Source organism: Rheinheimera hassiensis (assembly GCF_022436675.1).
Lineage (GTDB): Bacteria > Pseudomonadota > Gammaproteobacteria > Enterobacterales > Alteromonadaceae > Alishewanella > Alishewanella hassiensis.
The window spans coordinates 66192-80087 of sequence record NZ_JAKUJZ010000006.1 but is presented as its reverse complement, the minus strand read 5'-3'; the positions used below and the strand labels follow the sequence as shown (position 1 = coordinate 80087).

Below are 13896 nucleotides of genomic sequence, written 5' to 3'. Positions count from 1 at the left end.
GACAAGGTAGCCTCAAACTGGTGTTAGAAAAGGGAAATATAATGATATCTGTGCGTTGGCATCCGGTGGGCTACCTGTTGCTGGCTGTATTGCTGACAACTGTACTGGCTTGCATTACACAAAGTGGTTTTAACCTGGCGGCTATAGCTGCGCTTACCGGTGGTGTAGCGGCCGGTGATATTGCGGCCACAATCTGGTTTGACTTAACCCACTTTAGCTTAACTTACACACCTATAGCTCTGGTTAATCTGCTGGCAGTAGCTGTTTTACTGCATTTTTTACCGCTACTGTGGCGTTACTGGCTGACGGCAGGGCTCGCCGCGCTGTTGCTGTTTGGTATCTTACTAATTATCAATGCCGTAGCGCCTATGCCTACACTCATTGCTGCAACCCGCAGCAACCTCGGTGTATTCAGTATGTTGCTGTGCAGTAGTGCCGGTAGCTTGTGTTATTTGTGGCTACTAAAGCGGAGGCAGGTTTATGCTTAAGTTTGCTATTTTACTGGCACTATTTTTTGCTGTACCTGTGCTAAATGCTGCCCAGCCTTACAAGCTAAAAGTGTTAGCTGATAACCTGAATTACCCCTGGGCGCTGGTGTTTTTGCCCGATGGCGATATGCTGCTTACCGAGCGCAGCGGCACAGTAAAACGCCTTGCTGCGGATGGCAGTGAACGTTTTAGCATTAAACCGGCTTTGCCCGAGCTAATGCAGGCATCACAGGCTGGGTTACAAGATGTAATACTAACCCCGGATTTTGCCGCTAATAATCAGATCCTGCTCAGCTATGCCTGTGGCACATTAAAAGCTAACAACACCTGCCTTGCCAGCGCTGAACTGACTGTCAGTGGCCTTAATAACATTAAGCGTATTTTTCAGGCTCAGCCACTAAAAAGCGGTGCGGCACACTTTGGCGGCCGTATTGCCTTTTTGCCGGACAACAGCCTGGTATTAACGCTGGGTGATGGTTTTGACTATCGTGAGCAAGCACAAAACCCGGCTAATCATTTGGGTAAAATTGTGCGGTTAAATACCGATGGTTCAGTACCGCAAGATAACCCTTTTGTGAATAAAGCAGGCTACGCTGCTGAAATATACAGCCTTGGGCACCGTAATGTGCAGGGTATTTTTTATGATGCACCAAGCCAAACCCTTTATAGCCACGAGCACGGCCCGCGCGGTGGTGATGAGTTAAATATTATTAGCGCCGGGGCAAATTATGGCTGGCCGGTAGCCACCAAAGGCATAGATTATACCGGTGCCAGGGTATCACCTTATACCGCTTTCAGTGGCATGCAGGCAGCTGTGTGGGGCTGGACACCGTCTATCGCCCCGGCGGGCATGACGTTATATCGTGGTGAGTTATTCCCGCAGTGGCAGGGCAATATTTTTGTTGCAGCGCTGGCAGCAAAAAGCGTGCACCGGCTGCAAATAGAAAACCATAAAGTAGTAAGTGAACAGGTGCTGTTTAGAGAGTTGAAGCAACGTATTCGCGATGTGCGTAGCGGGCCGGATGGAGCGTTGTATTTACTGACCGACAGTGACAAAGGCCAACTGATTAAGGTAACTCCGGCAAACTAAGCGACAAAGCTTAGCTGCCGGTTGTGCAGCAGGTATCAAGCTTAGTGGTGGTGATGGCCACCTTCACCATGGGCATGGCCATGGGCAATTTCTTCGCCGGTAGCTTCGCGCACTGATACAATCTCAACGGCGAATTTCAGCGTTTTACCGGCCAGTGGGTGGTTGGTATCCACGTCGGCTTTAAACATGCCTACCTTAACAATGGTTACCTGGCGCTGGCCGTGCTCGGTTTGCACCACTGCGGTCATACCTGGTTGCCATTTTTTTGCGCCCATCAGGTGTTTTACCTGCATACTTTGAATGGCATTTTCGTCGCGCTCGCCATAGGCTTCGGTTGGCGTCAGCGTTACTTCCAGCTTATCGCCGGCCGCTTTGCCGCTTAATGCTTGCTCCAACGCCGGCAACATTTGCTCGTGACCGTGCAGATACAGCAGCGGATGGCTGCCGTTAGAGCTTTCAAGTTCAACACTGGCGCCATTGCTTACGTCGGTTAGGGTGTAATGAAACTGTACTACGCTGTTATCGCTGATTTGCATAAAAGGGGTCCGCTTAGCATAAAGCCGCTATTATCGGGTGTCGGGCAACAAAAATCGACAGCTTTAATAAAAAAACACGCCACAGCAAGCGGTGGCGTGTTTATTAGTGTAAGTGACGAAGCTGTATCAGGTTGCGGCTTTCATGCTACTGACAAACTGTTTTAACTGCGCCAGTAAGGTGGCAGGTTCGTTCTGATGCTGCTCAATCAGCTTAACAATGGCAGAGCCGGAGATTGCGCCGGCGGCACCGCTTTGAATCGCATCTTTGACGTGCGCCGGGGTAGAAATACCAAAGCCCAGTAATGGCGGCGCCGGGTTATAGCTGCGAATACGGGCAATCAGTTCGCTGGTTGGCATGGTGGCCACGGTTTCAGCACCGGTTACACCGGCGCGGCTTAGCAGGTAAGTATAACCGCGGCCATAAGAGGCAATCTGGCGCAGGTCATCATCATCGACATTTGGCGGCACAATAAAAATAGGTGCTATATCATGCTTAGCGGCACTTTGGCGAAACAGCTTGCTTTCGTGCAGCGGCACATCGGCAATTAACACGGAATCCACGCCGGCTGCAGCCGCTTTGGCATAAAAATCATCAATGCCACGCGCCATCACTAAATTGGAATACAGCAATAGGCCAATTGGAATAGTGGCGTTGTAAGCGCGGATTTTATGAATAATATCAAAACTGATGGCTGGCGTTACGCCAGCGGCTAAAGCGCGGATATTGGCGCCCTGGATCGTCGGGCCATCGGCTATCGGATCGGAAAACGGAATACCCAACTCCAGCGCATCGGCTCCGGCGTCTATCAGAGTTTTGATAATCTCAAATGACAGTTCTGCTGTGGGGTCGCCGACAGTAACAAAGGGCACAAAAGCACCGCGACCTTCGCTGGTTAAGCGGTTAAACATCTGCTGATAACGCTTCATAGGCTGGCTCCTGCTAATACACTGTGTACGTGGGCTAAGTCTTTATCGCCACGGCCGGATAAATTCACCAGCAACACCGTTGGCTCTGTCGCCTGCGCCGCCAGTTTCAGCGCATAAGCCAGCGCGTGCGAGCTTTCCAAAGCCGGAATAATACCTTCACTTTTGGCCAGTTGCTGAAACGCCGCTAAGGCTTCATCGTCATTTATCGCCACGTATTCGGCGCGGCCAATTTGCTGTAAATGCGTATGCTGCGGGCCAACAGCCGGGTAGTCGAGGCCTGCCGAGATAGAATACGACTCTTCAATCTGGCCATCGCTGGTTTGCATAATGGCGGTGTAGGCACCGTGCAAAATACCATAGCTGCCGGTAGACAGCGCTGCGCCGTGCTGGTGGGTGTTAATGCCTTTACCGCCAGGTTCAACGCCAATCAGTTTTACGCCTTCCTCGGCAATAAAGTCTGCGAACATACCAATGGCATTAGAGCCACCGCCAACACAGGCGATCACTGCATCGGGCAGTTTGCCTTCGGCTTTGAGAATTTGTTGCTTGGCTTCTTCGCCAATCATTTTTTGAAAATCACGCACTATGGTTGGGAACGGGTGCGGGCCAGCTGCTGTACCCAGCATATAGTGGGTGCTGTCATAAGTAGCGGACCAGTCGCGCATGGCTTCGTTTACCGCATCTTTTAAGGTGCCGCTGCCGCTGGTAACCGGAATCACTGTAGCGCCCATCAGCTTCATCCGAAACACGTTTGGCTGCTGGCGTTCAATATCCTTGGCACCCATATAAATGCGGCACTTCAGGCCCAATAATGCACAGGCTAATGCCGTTGCCACACCATGCTGGCCGGCACCGGTTTCGGCGATCACTTCTTTCTTGCCCATGCGCTTGGTAAGCAGCGCCTGGCCCAGTACCTGATTGGTTTTGTGCGCACCGCCGTGCAGTAAGTCTTCGCGTTTTAAGTAAATTTTTACCAACGGATTCGGCGAAATATTGCGACACAGCGTTAACGGCGTTGGCCGGCCGGCGTATTCGGTTAACAGCTGCTGAAACTCAGCATGAAAGGCCGGGTCTTCTAACGCATCGACATAGGCTTGCTCCAGCTGTTTTAGTGCCGGTACCAATAGTTGCGGCACAAACATGCCGCCATACTGGCCAAAATAAGGATTAAGCTTTAGTTCACTCATAGTGAAACTCCCGTAATAGTGTAAAGGCTGAGCGGATTTTTGCCGCATCTTTGATGCCTGGCGCAGTTTCCAGCCCTGAATTAAAATCGAGCCCGGCTACCGGCAATCTGCTGGCAGCAAGGCAGTTATCGCTGTTTAAGCCGCCGGCCAGCATTATGGGCTGAGCAGCTTTTTGTTCAGTTAATAAAGCCCAGTTAAAGCTGATACCGCTGCCGCCATGCTGTGTAGGATGATAAGCATCGAGCAAAATACGATCGGCAAGTGGCGTAAAACCAGGCAGCGCCTCTTTTACCCGGTAGGCTTTCCAAATTTGGCAATCTGCCGGTAACAGCGGTTTTAGCGCATTGATATAGCTATCATCTTCCTCGCCATGCAGCTGTACGGCGCTAAGCGCTAAGCTATGCGCCAGTTTAGCGACCTCAGTAGCCTCTGCATTAACAAATACGCCGACATACTTAAGTGCACCATAGCCAAGCGGCGCAGCTTGTTGCACTAACGTGGCCTGCTCTGGTGTAACGTTGCGTGCTGATGGCGGATAAAAAATTAAGCCGCCGTAATAAGCGCCCGCAGCATAGGCTGCGGCGGCATCTTCCGGCCGTGTTAAGCCGCAGACTTTATGCTCACCCAGCACCAGTTTGCGCGTAGCAGCGGCTAAGTCTGCTTGTGCCATTAACGAGCTGCCGACTAAAAACGCATCGGCAACCTGTGCTAAATGCCGTACTTGTTGGTTAGTGTAAATACCGGACTCTGATACTACCGTTCTGCCCGCTGGGATCAGTTTTGCCAGGTTAAAGCTGGTATCTAAATTGGTGCTTAAGTCACGCAAATCACGGTTATTAATACCTATTAACTCAGCATTAAGTGCGACAGCACGCCGGGTTTCTGCCTCGTTACTGACTTCGGTCAGCACTGTCATATTCAGCTCGTTGGCGGTGGCGGCAAGCTGGCGGTACTCTTCGTCATTCAGCACTGACAGCATTAACAGCACCGCATCGGCGCCACAGTGGCGGCCTAAATAAACTTGGTAACTGTCAATAATAAAGTCTTTATGCAGCAGTGGCTTATCTACCAGGCCACGCATGGTGCGCAAGTACTCATACTTGCCCTGAAAGAACTTTTCGTCAGTTAATACTGAAATGCAATCGGCATATTGGCCATACACCTGCGCTAATTCTGCAAGATTAAAATCACTGCGGATCAGCCCTTTTGAAGGCGAGGCTTTTTTACATTCCAGAATAAAGCGCGCGCCTGCTTGCTTCAGCGCCGCCAGAAAGTCACGCTCAGTCGGTTTTACCTGTTTGATAAAAGCGGCCAGTGGTTGCTGCTGTTTAAGTAGCGCGACTTCGCCGCGCTTATGTTCAATAATTTTTGCCAGTACATTCGGCATCTGCTCAGCCATGTGCCGGCTCCTTGATTTGGCTTAGTTGTTTAAATTGCGATAGGGTAGAAAAAGCCTTATTGCTGTTTAATAGTTCCAGCACCGCTTGGGTGTTTACTTTTAAATCATCGCCCATACCGGCAATTTTCAGCATTGCCGCCACATTTATCGCCACTGCCGCTTTGTGGGCGTATTGGCCTTCGCCTTGCAAAATGGCCAGCGTAGCGGCAGCGTTTTCGGCTGGCTCGCCACCTGCCAGTGCTGACAGCGGGGTAAGTGCCACGCCAAAGTCATCCGGTGTCAGGCTAAACTCGTTTAGCTCGCCGTCTTTCAGCTCACACACATAAGTAGTGCCGTGCAGCGCCACTTCATCACAGCCACTGCCATGCACCACCCAGGCGCGTTTTACGCCAAGTTGCTGTAGTGCCTGCGCCATGACGCGGCACAGTTTCGCATCGTATACACCCAGCAGCTGATAATCCGGTGCAGCCGGGTTTACCAGCGGGCCTAACAGATTAAACAGGGTGCGGCTTTTTAGCGCATTGCGCACCGGCATCGCATGTTTAATACCGGCATGGTATTGCGGTGCAAATAAGAAGCTGCAGTTAGCTTGCTCAAGGGCATGTGCGGCTTGCTGTGGCGCCATTAGAATATTAACACCCAATTGCTCTAACAAATCAGCTGAGCCGGAGCGTGATGACACGCTGCGGTTACCGTGTTTTACCACTTTTAAGCCCATAGCCGCGCCAACAATCGCCGCTGTGGTAGAGATATTAATGGTATTGCTGCCATCACCACCGGTGCCGCAGCAGTCGATACTGCCGGCGAGCTGTTGTGGAAACGCGGTGGCGGCAGCACGCAGTGCGCTGGCGGCACCGGCAATCTCGTCGGCAGTTTCGCCGCGCATTTTCAGTGCCACTAGCAGCGCCGTCAGGTGCACCGGCTCAACGTCGCCTTTTACCACTGCGCTAAAAAACTGCTCGGCCTGGCTGAAGCTCAGTGGCTGGCCACTCAGGCTGTGTTGTACTGTCGAAAGTACCGTTGCTAATATCTGATCTGTCATCTTCAGTCTCGCAATAAATAATCAATGCTGCTTTTTAACAAGGGCTTACCCAGCGTGGTCAAAATAGACTCAGGGTGAAACTGAAAGCCCAGCATACGTTTATCTTCATTGATGACTGCCATTGGAATATGCCGGTCATTGGCCAGTAAAGTTAAGGCGTTGGGCATTTCGGTGGCCATTAACGAGTGATAGCGCGCTACCAGAAACGGCTTGGGTAAGCCGGCAAATAACGGATGGTCATGCAGCGTTATCGCGGCAGTCTTGCCATGTACGGTTTCACCGGCGCGGCCGACCACACCGCCAAAATGTTCTACTATTGCCTGATGGCCCAGGCATATGCCCAGTACCGGAAATTGTGCGTCACACAGCTTAAGCAGTGCTGGCATTGAGCCGGCCTGCGCCGGGCTGCCGGGGCCTGGCGACAGCACCAGTAACACTGGGCCGGTTTCGCTTAGCATTTGCTGGTAAATATAGTCAGCCGGTACAGTGTTGCGATACAGCTTTACTGCGTAGCCGAGCTGGGCAAATTCATCGACCAGGTTGTAAGTAAAGGAGTCGATATTGTCGAGCAAATAGATAACGGCCATCAGTTACTCCTCGCTGCATTGTTATGCGTTGAAACTATGGCGCTGCTATGCGCTGAAACTATGGCGCTTATTACCGCCTGGGCTTTACTGCGGGTTTCATCGGCCTCTGCCTGAGCGATGGAATCAAACACCACGCCGGCGCCGGCCTGAATATAAGCCGTGTTATTGGCGACATAAGCTGAGCGGATCACAATGCAACTGTCAAAATCACCCAAACCTGACAAATAGCCGACCGCGCCGCCATAACTGCCGCGGCGTTTGCCTTCGACACCACGGATTAGCTCTGCTGCTTTTACTTTGGGCGCGCCAACCAAAGTGCCCATATTCATGCAGGCCTGGTAGGCATGCAGCGCGTCAAGTTCAGGCTTTAAGGTGCCGACCACGCGGGAGACTAAGTGCATAACATAAGAGTACCGGTCTACTTTTAGCAGCTCTTTAACGTAGCGGCTGCCGGGCTCACTGATACGCGCCACATCATTGCGGGCTAAATCGACCAGCATTAAATGCTCGGCTTTTTCTTTTTCGTCCTGGCGCAGCTCCAGCTCAATGCGGCTGTCCAGGTCACGATCTATGCTACCGTCGCTTTTAAAACCACGCCGCCGCGTACCGGCGATAGGATAAATTTCCACCTGGCGGCTTTGAGCATCAAACTTCAATGCCGACTCGGGCGAGGCGCCAAACAAAGTAAAAGCGGTATCTGTTAAGTAAAACATATAAGGGCTGGGGTTTTGCTGCTTTAACCGGGCATAGGCGGCAAGCGGATCTGGGCAGGGCAGGCGGAAACAGCGTGATGGCACTACCTGAAAAATATCACCGGCGACAATATGTTGTTTCAGCTTTTCTACTTGGGCGACAAAATCGGCATCGCTGATATCGACCTGCACCTCAGTATTTATTGCTGTCGCAGGCGTGGTAGCAACAGCGGGAGTTTGCAGCAACTGCTTTAATTGCTCCAGTCGTTTACCAATAACAAAGCAGTTGGCTGGCGCTTGCTCGCCACAAAACACGTTGCCGACCAGCCGGCTGTGGCCGCTTTGGTGATCCAGCACTAACAGCGTTTCTGCCAGATAAAACACATAATCCGGGCATTGGTTTTCCGCTGTTGGCACTTCAGGCAACTGCTCAACGGTGGCCACCATGTCATAGCCGATGACACCGCCTAAAAATACCGCGAATGGCTCATCGCTTTGGCACTTAAGCTCAGATTGCAAGGTACGCAGCACACTAAAAGGGTTAGCAGCTAACAGCCGCTCGCTCTCTTCGAGCAATAATGCCGGCCGCTGATACGTAATACGCAGTTGGTCTTTAGTTTGCTCAACCGCCGCATTAGTGCTGAGTTTATCCGCCAGATAGGCTAATAAAACGGCGCCATTGTTGCTAACGGCTTTAACCACTACCGTTTGGTCGTTGCATTCTATCCGCAGCGCCGCATCAACCAGCAGCAGGCTTTTTAAGTTATCTTTGCTGTCTATCTCGGCTGATTCTAACAATAACGAATACGGGCTTTGTGCCGTAAGCTGCCGATAGCACGACAGCGCATCGCTGTGGTACGGCAACTGCATGGCGATACTGGCGACTTCGCCCGGCGTATCGGTGATATGGCTAAAAATCATGTTTTACTTTTTCCTTATGATTCATAAATTTAGTCAAACAATTTTTTATTCAGCCGGTTCACACAGTTTTGCAGGCACATAAAAAAAGCCCGCTTCTTGTGGAAACGGGCTTCGGTAATTAAAGCTAATACAACGCCTACACACGCCCGTTGGGAATGTGCCACCACCAGTTAGTCAGGTTAAGGGTTGTGATAAATTGCATTAGCTTTAGTAACCTCATTTGTTATGCCACACATAAAACCGCAAAACGGTAGCAGGCGTCAAGTGCTTATTTGTTATAATACAGAATTAAAAGCGTATAAGCGGCCGGATGGCCGCAGTTTTTAGCGCTGCGTTAGTTAACCGTTTTTTCCAGTTGTTGAATTTTCTGCCAAATATCCTCGCTTTCGGCAGTTAAATCAGCATATAAGCGCATATCGCCGTTGCGCTGAGCATGCATTGCCTGCTCCAGTTTTTGATCATAGGCTTTACGCAGTTTTTTTACCGGATCCGATTTTAACCAGCCGAACATGATGATATCCAATAAACTTGTCAATTATAGCTATTACGTAGCAGTAGTGCTGACGGTTCAGTTTATTTTGTGATAACTGGTCACTGTGGTTATTGTATCATCACAAGGTTCTCTGCTATTCGGAAATCATTTTTTCTCTGTATTGACTGGGTGTTAGCCCTTCTAGTCGTTTAAAAAAGGTGTTAAATACAGATTTGCTATTAAAACCCACTTCGTAATAAATGTCAGTAATGGTTTTGGCATCAGGGCCTTTATCTGCCAGTAATTTTTTGGCTGCGTTGATCCTGTGGCTGTTTACATATTCATAAAAATTTAATTGATAGGCTTGTTTAATAGTCAACGACACCTTCTTAGCTGGATAGCCAGCAGCTTCAGCCAGCTTGTCCAGCGTGATATCCGGGTGGGCATAAAACTTCTGTTGCAGCATCAGTAGCTCCAACTTGTGGACTATTAGCGGATCGGACAGCGGGTTTTGCTCTTCTTTGGTTTCATACAAAGGTTGCTCGCTGACAGGTTTTACGCTGGAGAATTTAGTAAAACGTAATAAAATCAGAATATTTAGTGCAATAAAGTTCAGATAGTAGCTGGACAAACCCACCACATTCAGCAGTTCTAAATTAAAATTGTCGGTGAATAAGCCATAAAGTTTGATGCAGTGCAATGCACTGTCCCAGCTAAAAATCACCAGAAAAGACAGCAGCATCAGTTTTAACCAGGCCACATCTGAAGTTTTTAAATCCGCTTGTTCGTGCCTTAATTGCTTGCGGTAGTTCCAGACCAGCAGGAAACAGCAGATCACATACCCCACTCTGATAAAACGGCCCATGGCCTCAAAATACAGGTGAGGTGAAGAGTAGGCGATATGTTGACTCTCGATCAGTTCGACCTTAGTTGTATAGTCCTGCAGATAAAAATTCCACAACATATGCAAGCTATACAACGCTAAAGGAGCCAGATGCCAGATATGTTTTCTTTGCAGCCGCACATCTTTGTATAACAGCGCCCTGACAAAAAAATACAGCAAGGGACCATCTAAAAAATAGGCATAGCTGAATAGGAAAAAAATATTAGGAGAGAAGTCCAGCAACCAGATCCGGAATAGTTTGCCCCAGAATGTCAGTTCGTGCAGTGGGATCAGAAAATGACAAAACAAAAAGGCAGCCAAAAGCCAGTTACTTAAAGACGATTTAGGCGCTGAAGCTGCCAGTAGTAATGCCAACAGCAGGGATTCAAATGCCGTGACCACCATAAGCAGGTCATGGAAGTTAAACAAAATGGTATCCATAAAGGGTATCGTCAGCGTTAAGAGTGGGCTTATTGGCCTTTGTTTTGGTTAGGGTTTTGCACCTGTCAGATGCAAGCTGCTTTTTACTATGCCTCTGTCACTGATGAAGGGCAAGGACTTTGTATTACAAGCTGCTGAACTTTAGCTCTAACCACTGTTTCCGCTGAGTTGATTGAGGTATGCGGTACTTGAGCCTGAAGACCTGAAAGGCAAATACCTTTTTCTGACTGTTTATCATACAAATTTATTGGTGTTTTGTTGTGCGGAGGTTGATTTTAAATTATTTTTTTTCAACAGCTTAATTGTATTTCTCGAAGTTCGACTTTATTCAAACCTGCATAAATAAAAATTTTTAACGCGTACGACCTGTTTCAAACGACAAGGATGGAACCTTGAGTTAGGTTCAAACTGGCATAACAACATAATAAGGTGCGAAGCCGGCATCAACAGGGTAAGGAAGACATTATGATGAGAAAAAACAAATTAAGGAGCTCCATTCAGCAGATTTTAGGTCTGGCTGTTGGCGCAACACTATTGCCTTCGCTGGCAATGGCTCAACAAGCAGAAACTGATGCGCAAACTACGCAGCAGGCAGATGAACAAATTGAAGTGATTTCTGTGATGGGGATCCGTCGTAGTATGGAAACCACCATTGATATTAAAAAGAATGAAAGCTCTATAGTCGAAGCGGTATCGGCTGAGGATATAGGCAAACTACCTGATCAAAGTATTGCCGAATCGCTAACCCGTTTACCCGGTCTTGCTGGTCAGCGGGTGAATGGGCGAGTGCAGGTGATCTCTATTCGTGGTCTTGCTCCGGATTTCTCTACTACAACCTTAAATGGCCGTCAGCAAGCAAGCGCCGGTGATAACAGGGCCGTGGAGTACGATCAGTACCCTTCAGAGCTGATTAATGGCGCTGTGGTTTATAAATCCTCAGATTTAGCTATAGCGGGCATGGGGCTGTCTGGCACTGTCGACATGCGCACCATCCGGCCTTTAGCTCATGGTGAACAAACCGTGATGATGAACCTGCGGGGTGAAAAAAGCTCGCTGAATCAAATGCATCCTGAAGTGTCAGCTAATGGCTGGCGAGGCAGCTTGTCCTATATTGGCCAGTTTGCTGACGATACTATAGGGGTGGCTATTGGCTTTGCTCATATGGACACACCAACTCAGGTACAACATTACAAAGCCTGGGAGTGGAATACTGTAGATACTGCACTCGAAGGCACAGAGAATGACGATGCTTTGGGCTTAGTAGGACAGGAAGTGACAGCTGTGGCTCGCAGCCAGGTGCGTGATGGTGTGATGGCTGTGTTTGAATTTAAGCCCAACGATCAGCTGCACAGCACCATAGACACTTATTACTCCAAATTTGAACAAAATGAAATCATGCGTGGGGTGATGTGGTTCACTAATCAGTGGACAGGCGATGGCATGCAGTTTGAAAACCCATCTTTTGCTGAATTTGGTGGCACCCAAGTAGTACAAAGTGGCACTGCAACCAACCTGCGTCCGATACTGCGTAACGACAACAACACCAGAGACGATGAACTTAAAGCCATAGGCTGGAATACCCGCTATGTAGTGGATCGCTGGACCCTGGAACTGGATTTATCTTATTCAGGCTCTGAGCGCGAAGAGCAGGTGCTGGAAACATATGCTGGTTTAAACAATGGCGGTTTTGATTCCATTGGTTTTGATTTGGTGCCTCTAGGTTTTCCTACTTATACGCCAGCAACAGATTACACAGATGTAAATCAGGTGCAGTTGAGTGACCCTGCGCCTTGGGGCGGCTGGGGCCATGACGGCTCTATTCGTTACCCTCATGTCAAAGAGCAAATCCGTGAAGCGGAAGTCAGTGCCCGTTATGATTTAACAGGCACAAGCCTTGGAACTAATTTTAGCTCCGTTGATTTTGGTATAAATTTCACCAAACGCACCAAAGATAAAGTGGTGGACGATAACGATCTGTTTTTGAAAAACGACAGAGCCCCTGTCTCTATAGACCCTTCGCTGCTGGTGGATACCACCTCACTGGATTTCGCCGGTATTCCGGGCGTAATTTCGTACGACATCTTGCCGACAGTAGACAGGTACTACGATATTTCTCCTATTCTGGACACCAACAGGTGGAATAAAGCCTGGGGGGTGGATGAAGAAGTGTTAACAGGTTATCTGCGAATGAGTCTGGATACTGAAATTTTTGGTTTAGCCCTCAAAGGCAACTTTGGTACTCAGGTGGTGCGAACCGATCAACTATCCAGTGGTTTCCTTGCCAGTGATTATGATCCCGACAATCCGGCGACGTTAGTTCAGGTTGAAACCGGCGCTTCTTATACCGATGTATTACCTGCATTGAACCTTAGTCTGGAAGTGCTGGAGGATCAGTTTGTCCGTTTTGCTGCGGGTAAAACCATGGCACGGCCGCGTATGGATGAAATGCGCGCCAGCATTACCGCTGGTGTGGGAGTAGATTCACGGCGCTGGAGTGGCAGCAGTGGTAACCCTGAACTAGAACCATGGCGTGCTAAAGCGCTGGACTTAACTTACGAAGCCTATTTTGATGGCAGCACCTATATAGCTGCTGGTGCCTTTTATAAAAAGCTGGACAGCTATATTTACACCCAGAACTTTGACTTTGATTTTTCTAACGCACCGAATAACTCCACCATTGAGCCTATCAGTCCTATTGGCAATATGAGTCGCCCTGCAAACGGTCAGGGCGGTAATATCAAAGGGCTGGAGCTGAGTATGTCGATTGATATTGGTAACTACTATGCCCCACTGAAAGGTTTTGGTTTTATTGGCAGTCAGTCCTGGTCTGATTCAAGTATTCAGCCTGATGGCCCCGGCACTTCAAGTAAGCTGCCAGGCTTATCAGATCGGGTGCGCGATTTAACGCTGTACTTTGAACAAAATGGTTTTTCAGCCAGGGTTAGTCAACGTTACCGCTCTGAGTTCCGTGGTGAAGTGGTACAGCTGTTTGCTACTCGTGGTTACACTGAAGTACTGGCTGATAAACAAGTGGATGCACAGCTGAGTTACAGCTTTGAAGGAGGCCGTTTTGACGGTGTTACTTTGCTGATGCAGGTGAATAACCTGACGAACTCACCTTACACTACCCGTCTGAATACGCTGCAGGGCGGTGGCAGTTACTTCCCTGAAGTGTATGAAGAATACGGCCGGCAGTTCTTGCTCGGTGTCAGTTACAAGCTCTAGCAGAAG

The 13896-nt window shown here is 49.2% G+C and carries 12 protein-coding genes; 3 read left to right on the top strand and 9 right to left on the bottom strand.

All coding sequences use genetic code 11. The features are described 5' to 3' along the window. Positions 1 to 41: 41 nt before the first annotated feature. Together MJX74_RS13810 and MJX74_RS13805 are read left to right on the top strand one after the other, a co-directional pair. Complete coding sequence (locus MJX74_RS13810; RefSeq protein WP_240223407.1) at positions 42 to 488, top strand: hypothetical protein; 447 nt, start codon at positions 42 to 44, stop codon at positions 486 to 488. Next, entirely contained in the window at positions 481 to 1578 is a 1098-nt protein-coding gene (locus tag MJX74_RS13805) for a PQQ-dependent sugar dehydrogenase (protein WP_240223406.1), read from the top strand. Before MJX74_RS13810 ends, MJX74_RS13805 begins: the two co-directional genes overlap by 8 nt. A 41-nt stretch (positions 1579 to 1619) precedes the next feature. On the opposite strand, the gene MJX74_RS13800 is transcribed toward MJX74_RS13805, so the two are convergent. The 9 genes from MJX74_RS13800 to MJX74_RS13760 form a co-directional block, all read right to left on the bottom strand. Further along, entirely contained in the window at positions 1620 to 2114 is a 495-nt protein-coding gene (locus MJX74_RS13800) for an FKBP-type peptidyl-prolyl cis-trans isomerase (RefSeq protein ID WP_240223405.1), read from the bottom strand. A 126-nt stretch (positions 2115 to 2240) separates the two neighbouring features. Then, entirely contained in the window at positions 2241 to 3041 is an 801-nt protein-coding gene (gene trpA / locus MJX74_RS13795; RefSeq protein WP_240223404.1) for a tryptophan synthase subunit alpha, read from the bottom strand. Then, positions 3038 to 4228, bottom strand: coding sequence for a tryptophan synthase subunit beta (gene trpB, locus MJX74_RS13790; protein WP_240223403.1), 1191 nt, complete (start codon positions 4226 to 4228; stop codon positions 3038 to 3040). The genes trpA and trpB overlap by 4 nt, the downstream gene beginning before the upstream one ends. Further along, positions 4221 to 5627 (bottom strand): bifunctional indole-3-glycerol-phosphate synthase TrpC/phosphoribosylanthranilate isomerase TrpF, encoded by a 1407-nt coding sequence (gene trpCF, locus MJX74_RS13785; RefSeq protein ID WP_240223402.1) that lies wholly within the window; start codon positions 5625 to 5627, stop codon positions 4221 to 4223. The genes trpB and trpCF overlap by 8 nt, the downstream gene beginning before the upstream one ends. After that, entirely contained in the window at positions 5620 to 6669 is a 1050-nt protein-coding gene (gene trpD / locus MJX74_RS13780; protein WP_240223401.1) for an anthranilate phosphoribosyltransferase, read from the bottom strand. The genes trpCF and trpD overlap by 8 nt, the downstream gene beginning before the upstream one ends. A gap of 2 nt (positions 6670 to 6671) precedes the next feature. After that, on the bottom strand, positions 6672 to 7256 hold the full coding sequence (locus tag MJX74_RS13775; protein ID WP_240223400.1) for an aminodeoxychorismate/anthranilate synthase component II: 585 nt from the start codon (positions 7254 to 7256) through the stop codon (positions 6672 to 6674). Continuing rightward, positions 7256 to 8869, bottom strand: a complete 1614-nt coding sequence (locus MJX74_RS13770) for an anthranilate synthase component 1 (RefSeq protein WP_240223399.1) — start codon at positions 8867 to 8869, stop codon at positions 7256 to 7258. The genes MJX74_RS13775 and MJX74_RS13770 overlap by 1 nt, the downstream gene beginning before the upstream one ends. 334 nt (positions 8870 to 9203) lie before the next feature. Continuing rightward, the gene (locus MJX74_RS13765; protein ID WP_156420204.1) at positions 9204 to 9380 is read right to left on the bottom strand and encodes a DUF6435 family protein; all 177 of its coding nucleotides are present in this window, start codon (positions 9378 to 9380) and stop codon (positions 9204 to 9206) included. Between the two features lie 115 nt (positions 9381 to 9495). Beyond that, a complete protein-coding gene (locus tag MJX74_RS13760; protein ID WP_240223398.1) occupies positions 9496 to 10665 on the bottom strand; it encodes an AraC family transcriptional regulator in 1170 nt (389 codons plus the stop codon). A gap of 465 nt (positions 10666 to 11130) precedes the next feature. On the opposite strand from MJX74_RS13760, the gene MJX74_RS13755 reads away from it, so the two are divergent. Next, positions 11131 to 13890 (top strand): TonB-dependent receptor, encoded by a 2760-nt coding sequence (locus tag MJX74_RS13755; protein WP_240223397.1) that lies wholly within the window; start codon positions 11131 to 11133, stop codon positions 13888 to 13890. The last annotated feature ends 6 nt before the right edge of the window (positions 13891 to 13896 follow it).

Coding starts and splice junctions, on each gene's coding strand:
- MJX74_RS13810 (WP_240223407.1), top strand. CDS start 42: ATGATATCTGTGCGTTGGCATCCGGTGGGCTACCTGTTGCTGGCTGTA.
- trpA (WP_240223404.1), bottom strand. CDS start 3,041: ATGAAGCGTTATCAGCAGATGTTTAACCGCTTAACCAGCGAAGGTCGC.
- trpD (WP_240223401.1), bottom strand. CDS start 6,669: ATGACAGATCAGATATTAGCAACGGTACTTTCGACAGTACAACACAGC.
- MJX74_RS13755 (WP_240223397.1), top strand. CDS start 11,131: ATGATGAGAAAAAACAAATTAAGGAGCTCCATTCAGCAGATTTTAGGT.
- MJX74_RS13760 (WP_240223398.1), bottom strand. CDS start 10,665: ATGGATACCATTTTGTTTAACTTCCATGACCTGCTTATGGTGGTCACG.
- MJX74_RS13770 (WP_240223399.1), bottom strand. CDS start 8,869: ATGATTTTTAGCCATATCACCGATACGCCGGGCGAAGTCGCCAGTATC.
- MJX74_RS13765 (WP_156420204.1), bottom strand. CDS start 9,380: ATGTTCGGCTGGTTAAAATCGGATCCGGTAAAAAAACTGCGTAAAGCC.
- trpCF (WP_240223402.1), bottom strand. CDS start 5,627: ATGGCTGAGCAGATGCCGAATGTACTGGCAAAAATTATTGAACATAAG.
- MJX74_RS13775 (WP_240223400.1), bottom strand. CDS start 7,256: ATGGCCGTTATCTATTTGCTCGACAATATCGACTCCTTTACTTACAAC.
- MJX74_RS13805 (WP_240223406.1), top strand. CDS start 481: ATGCTTAAGTTTGCTATTTTACTGGCACTATTTTTTGCTGTACCTGTG.
- MJX74_RS13800 (WP_240223405.1), bottom strand. CDS start 2,114: ATGCAAATCAGCGATAACAGCGTAGTACAGTTTCATTACACCCTAACC.
- trpB (WP_240223403.1), bottom strand. CDS start 4,228: ATGAGTGAACTAAAGCTTAATCCTTATTTTGGCCAGTATGGCGGCATG.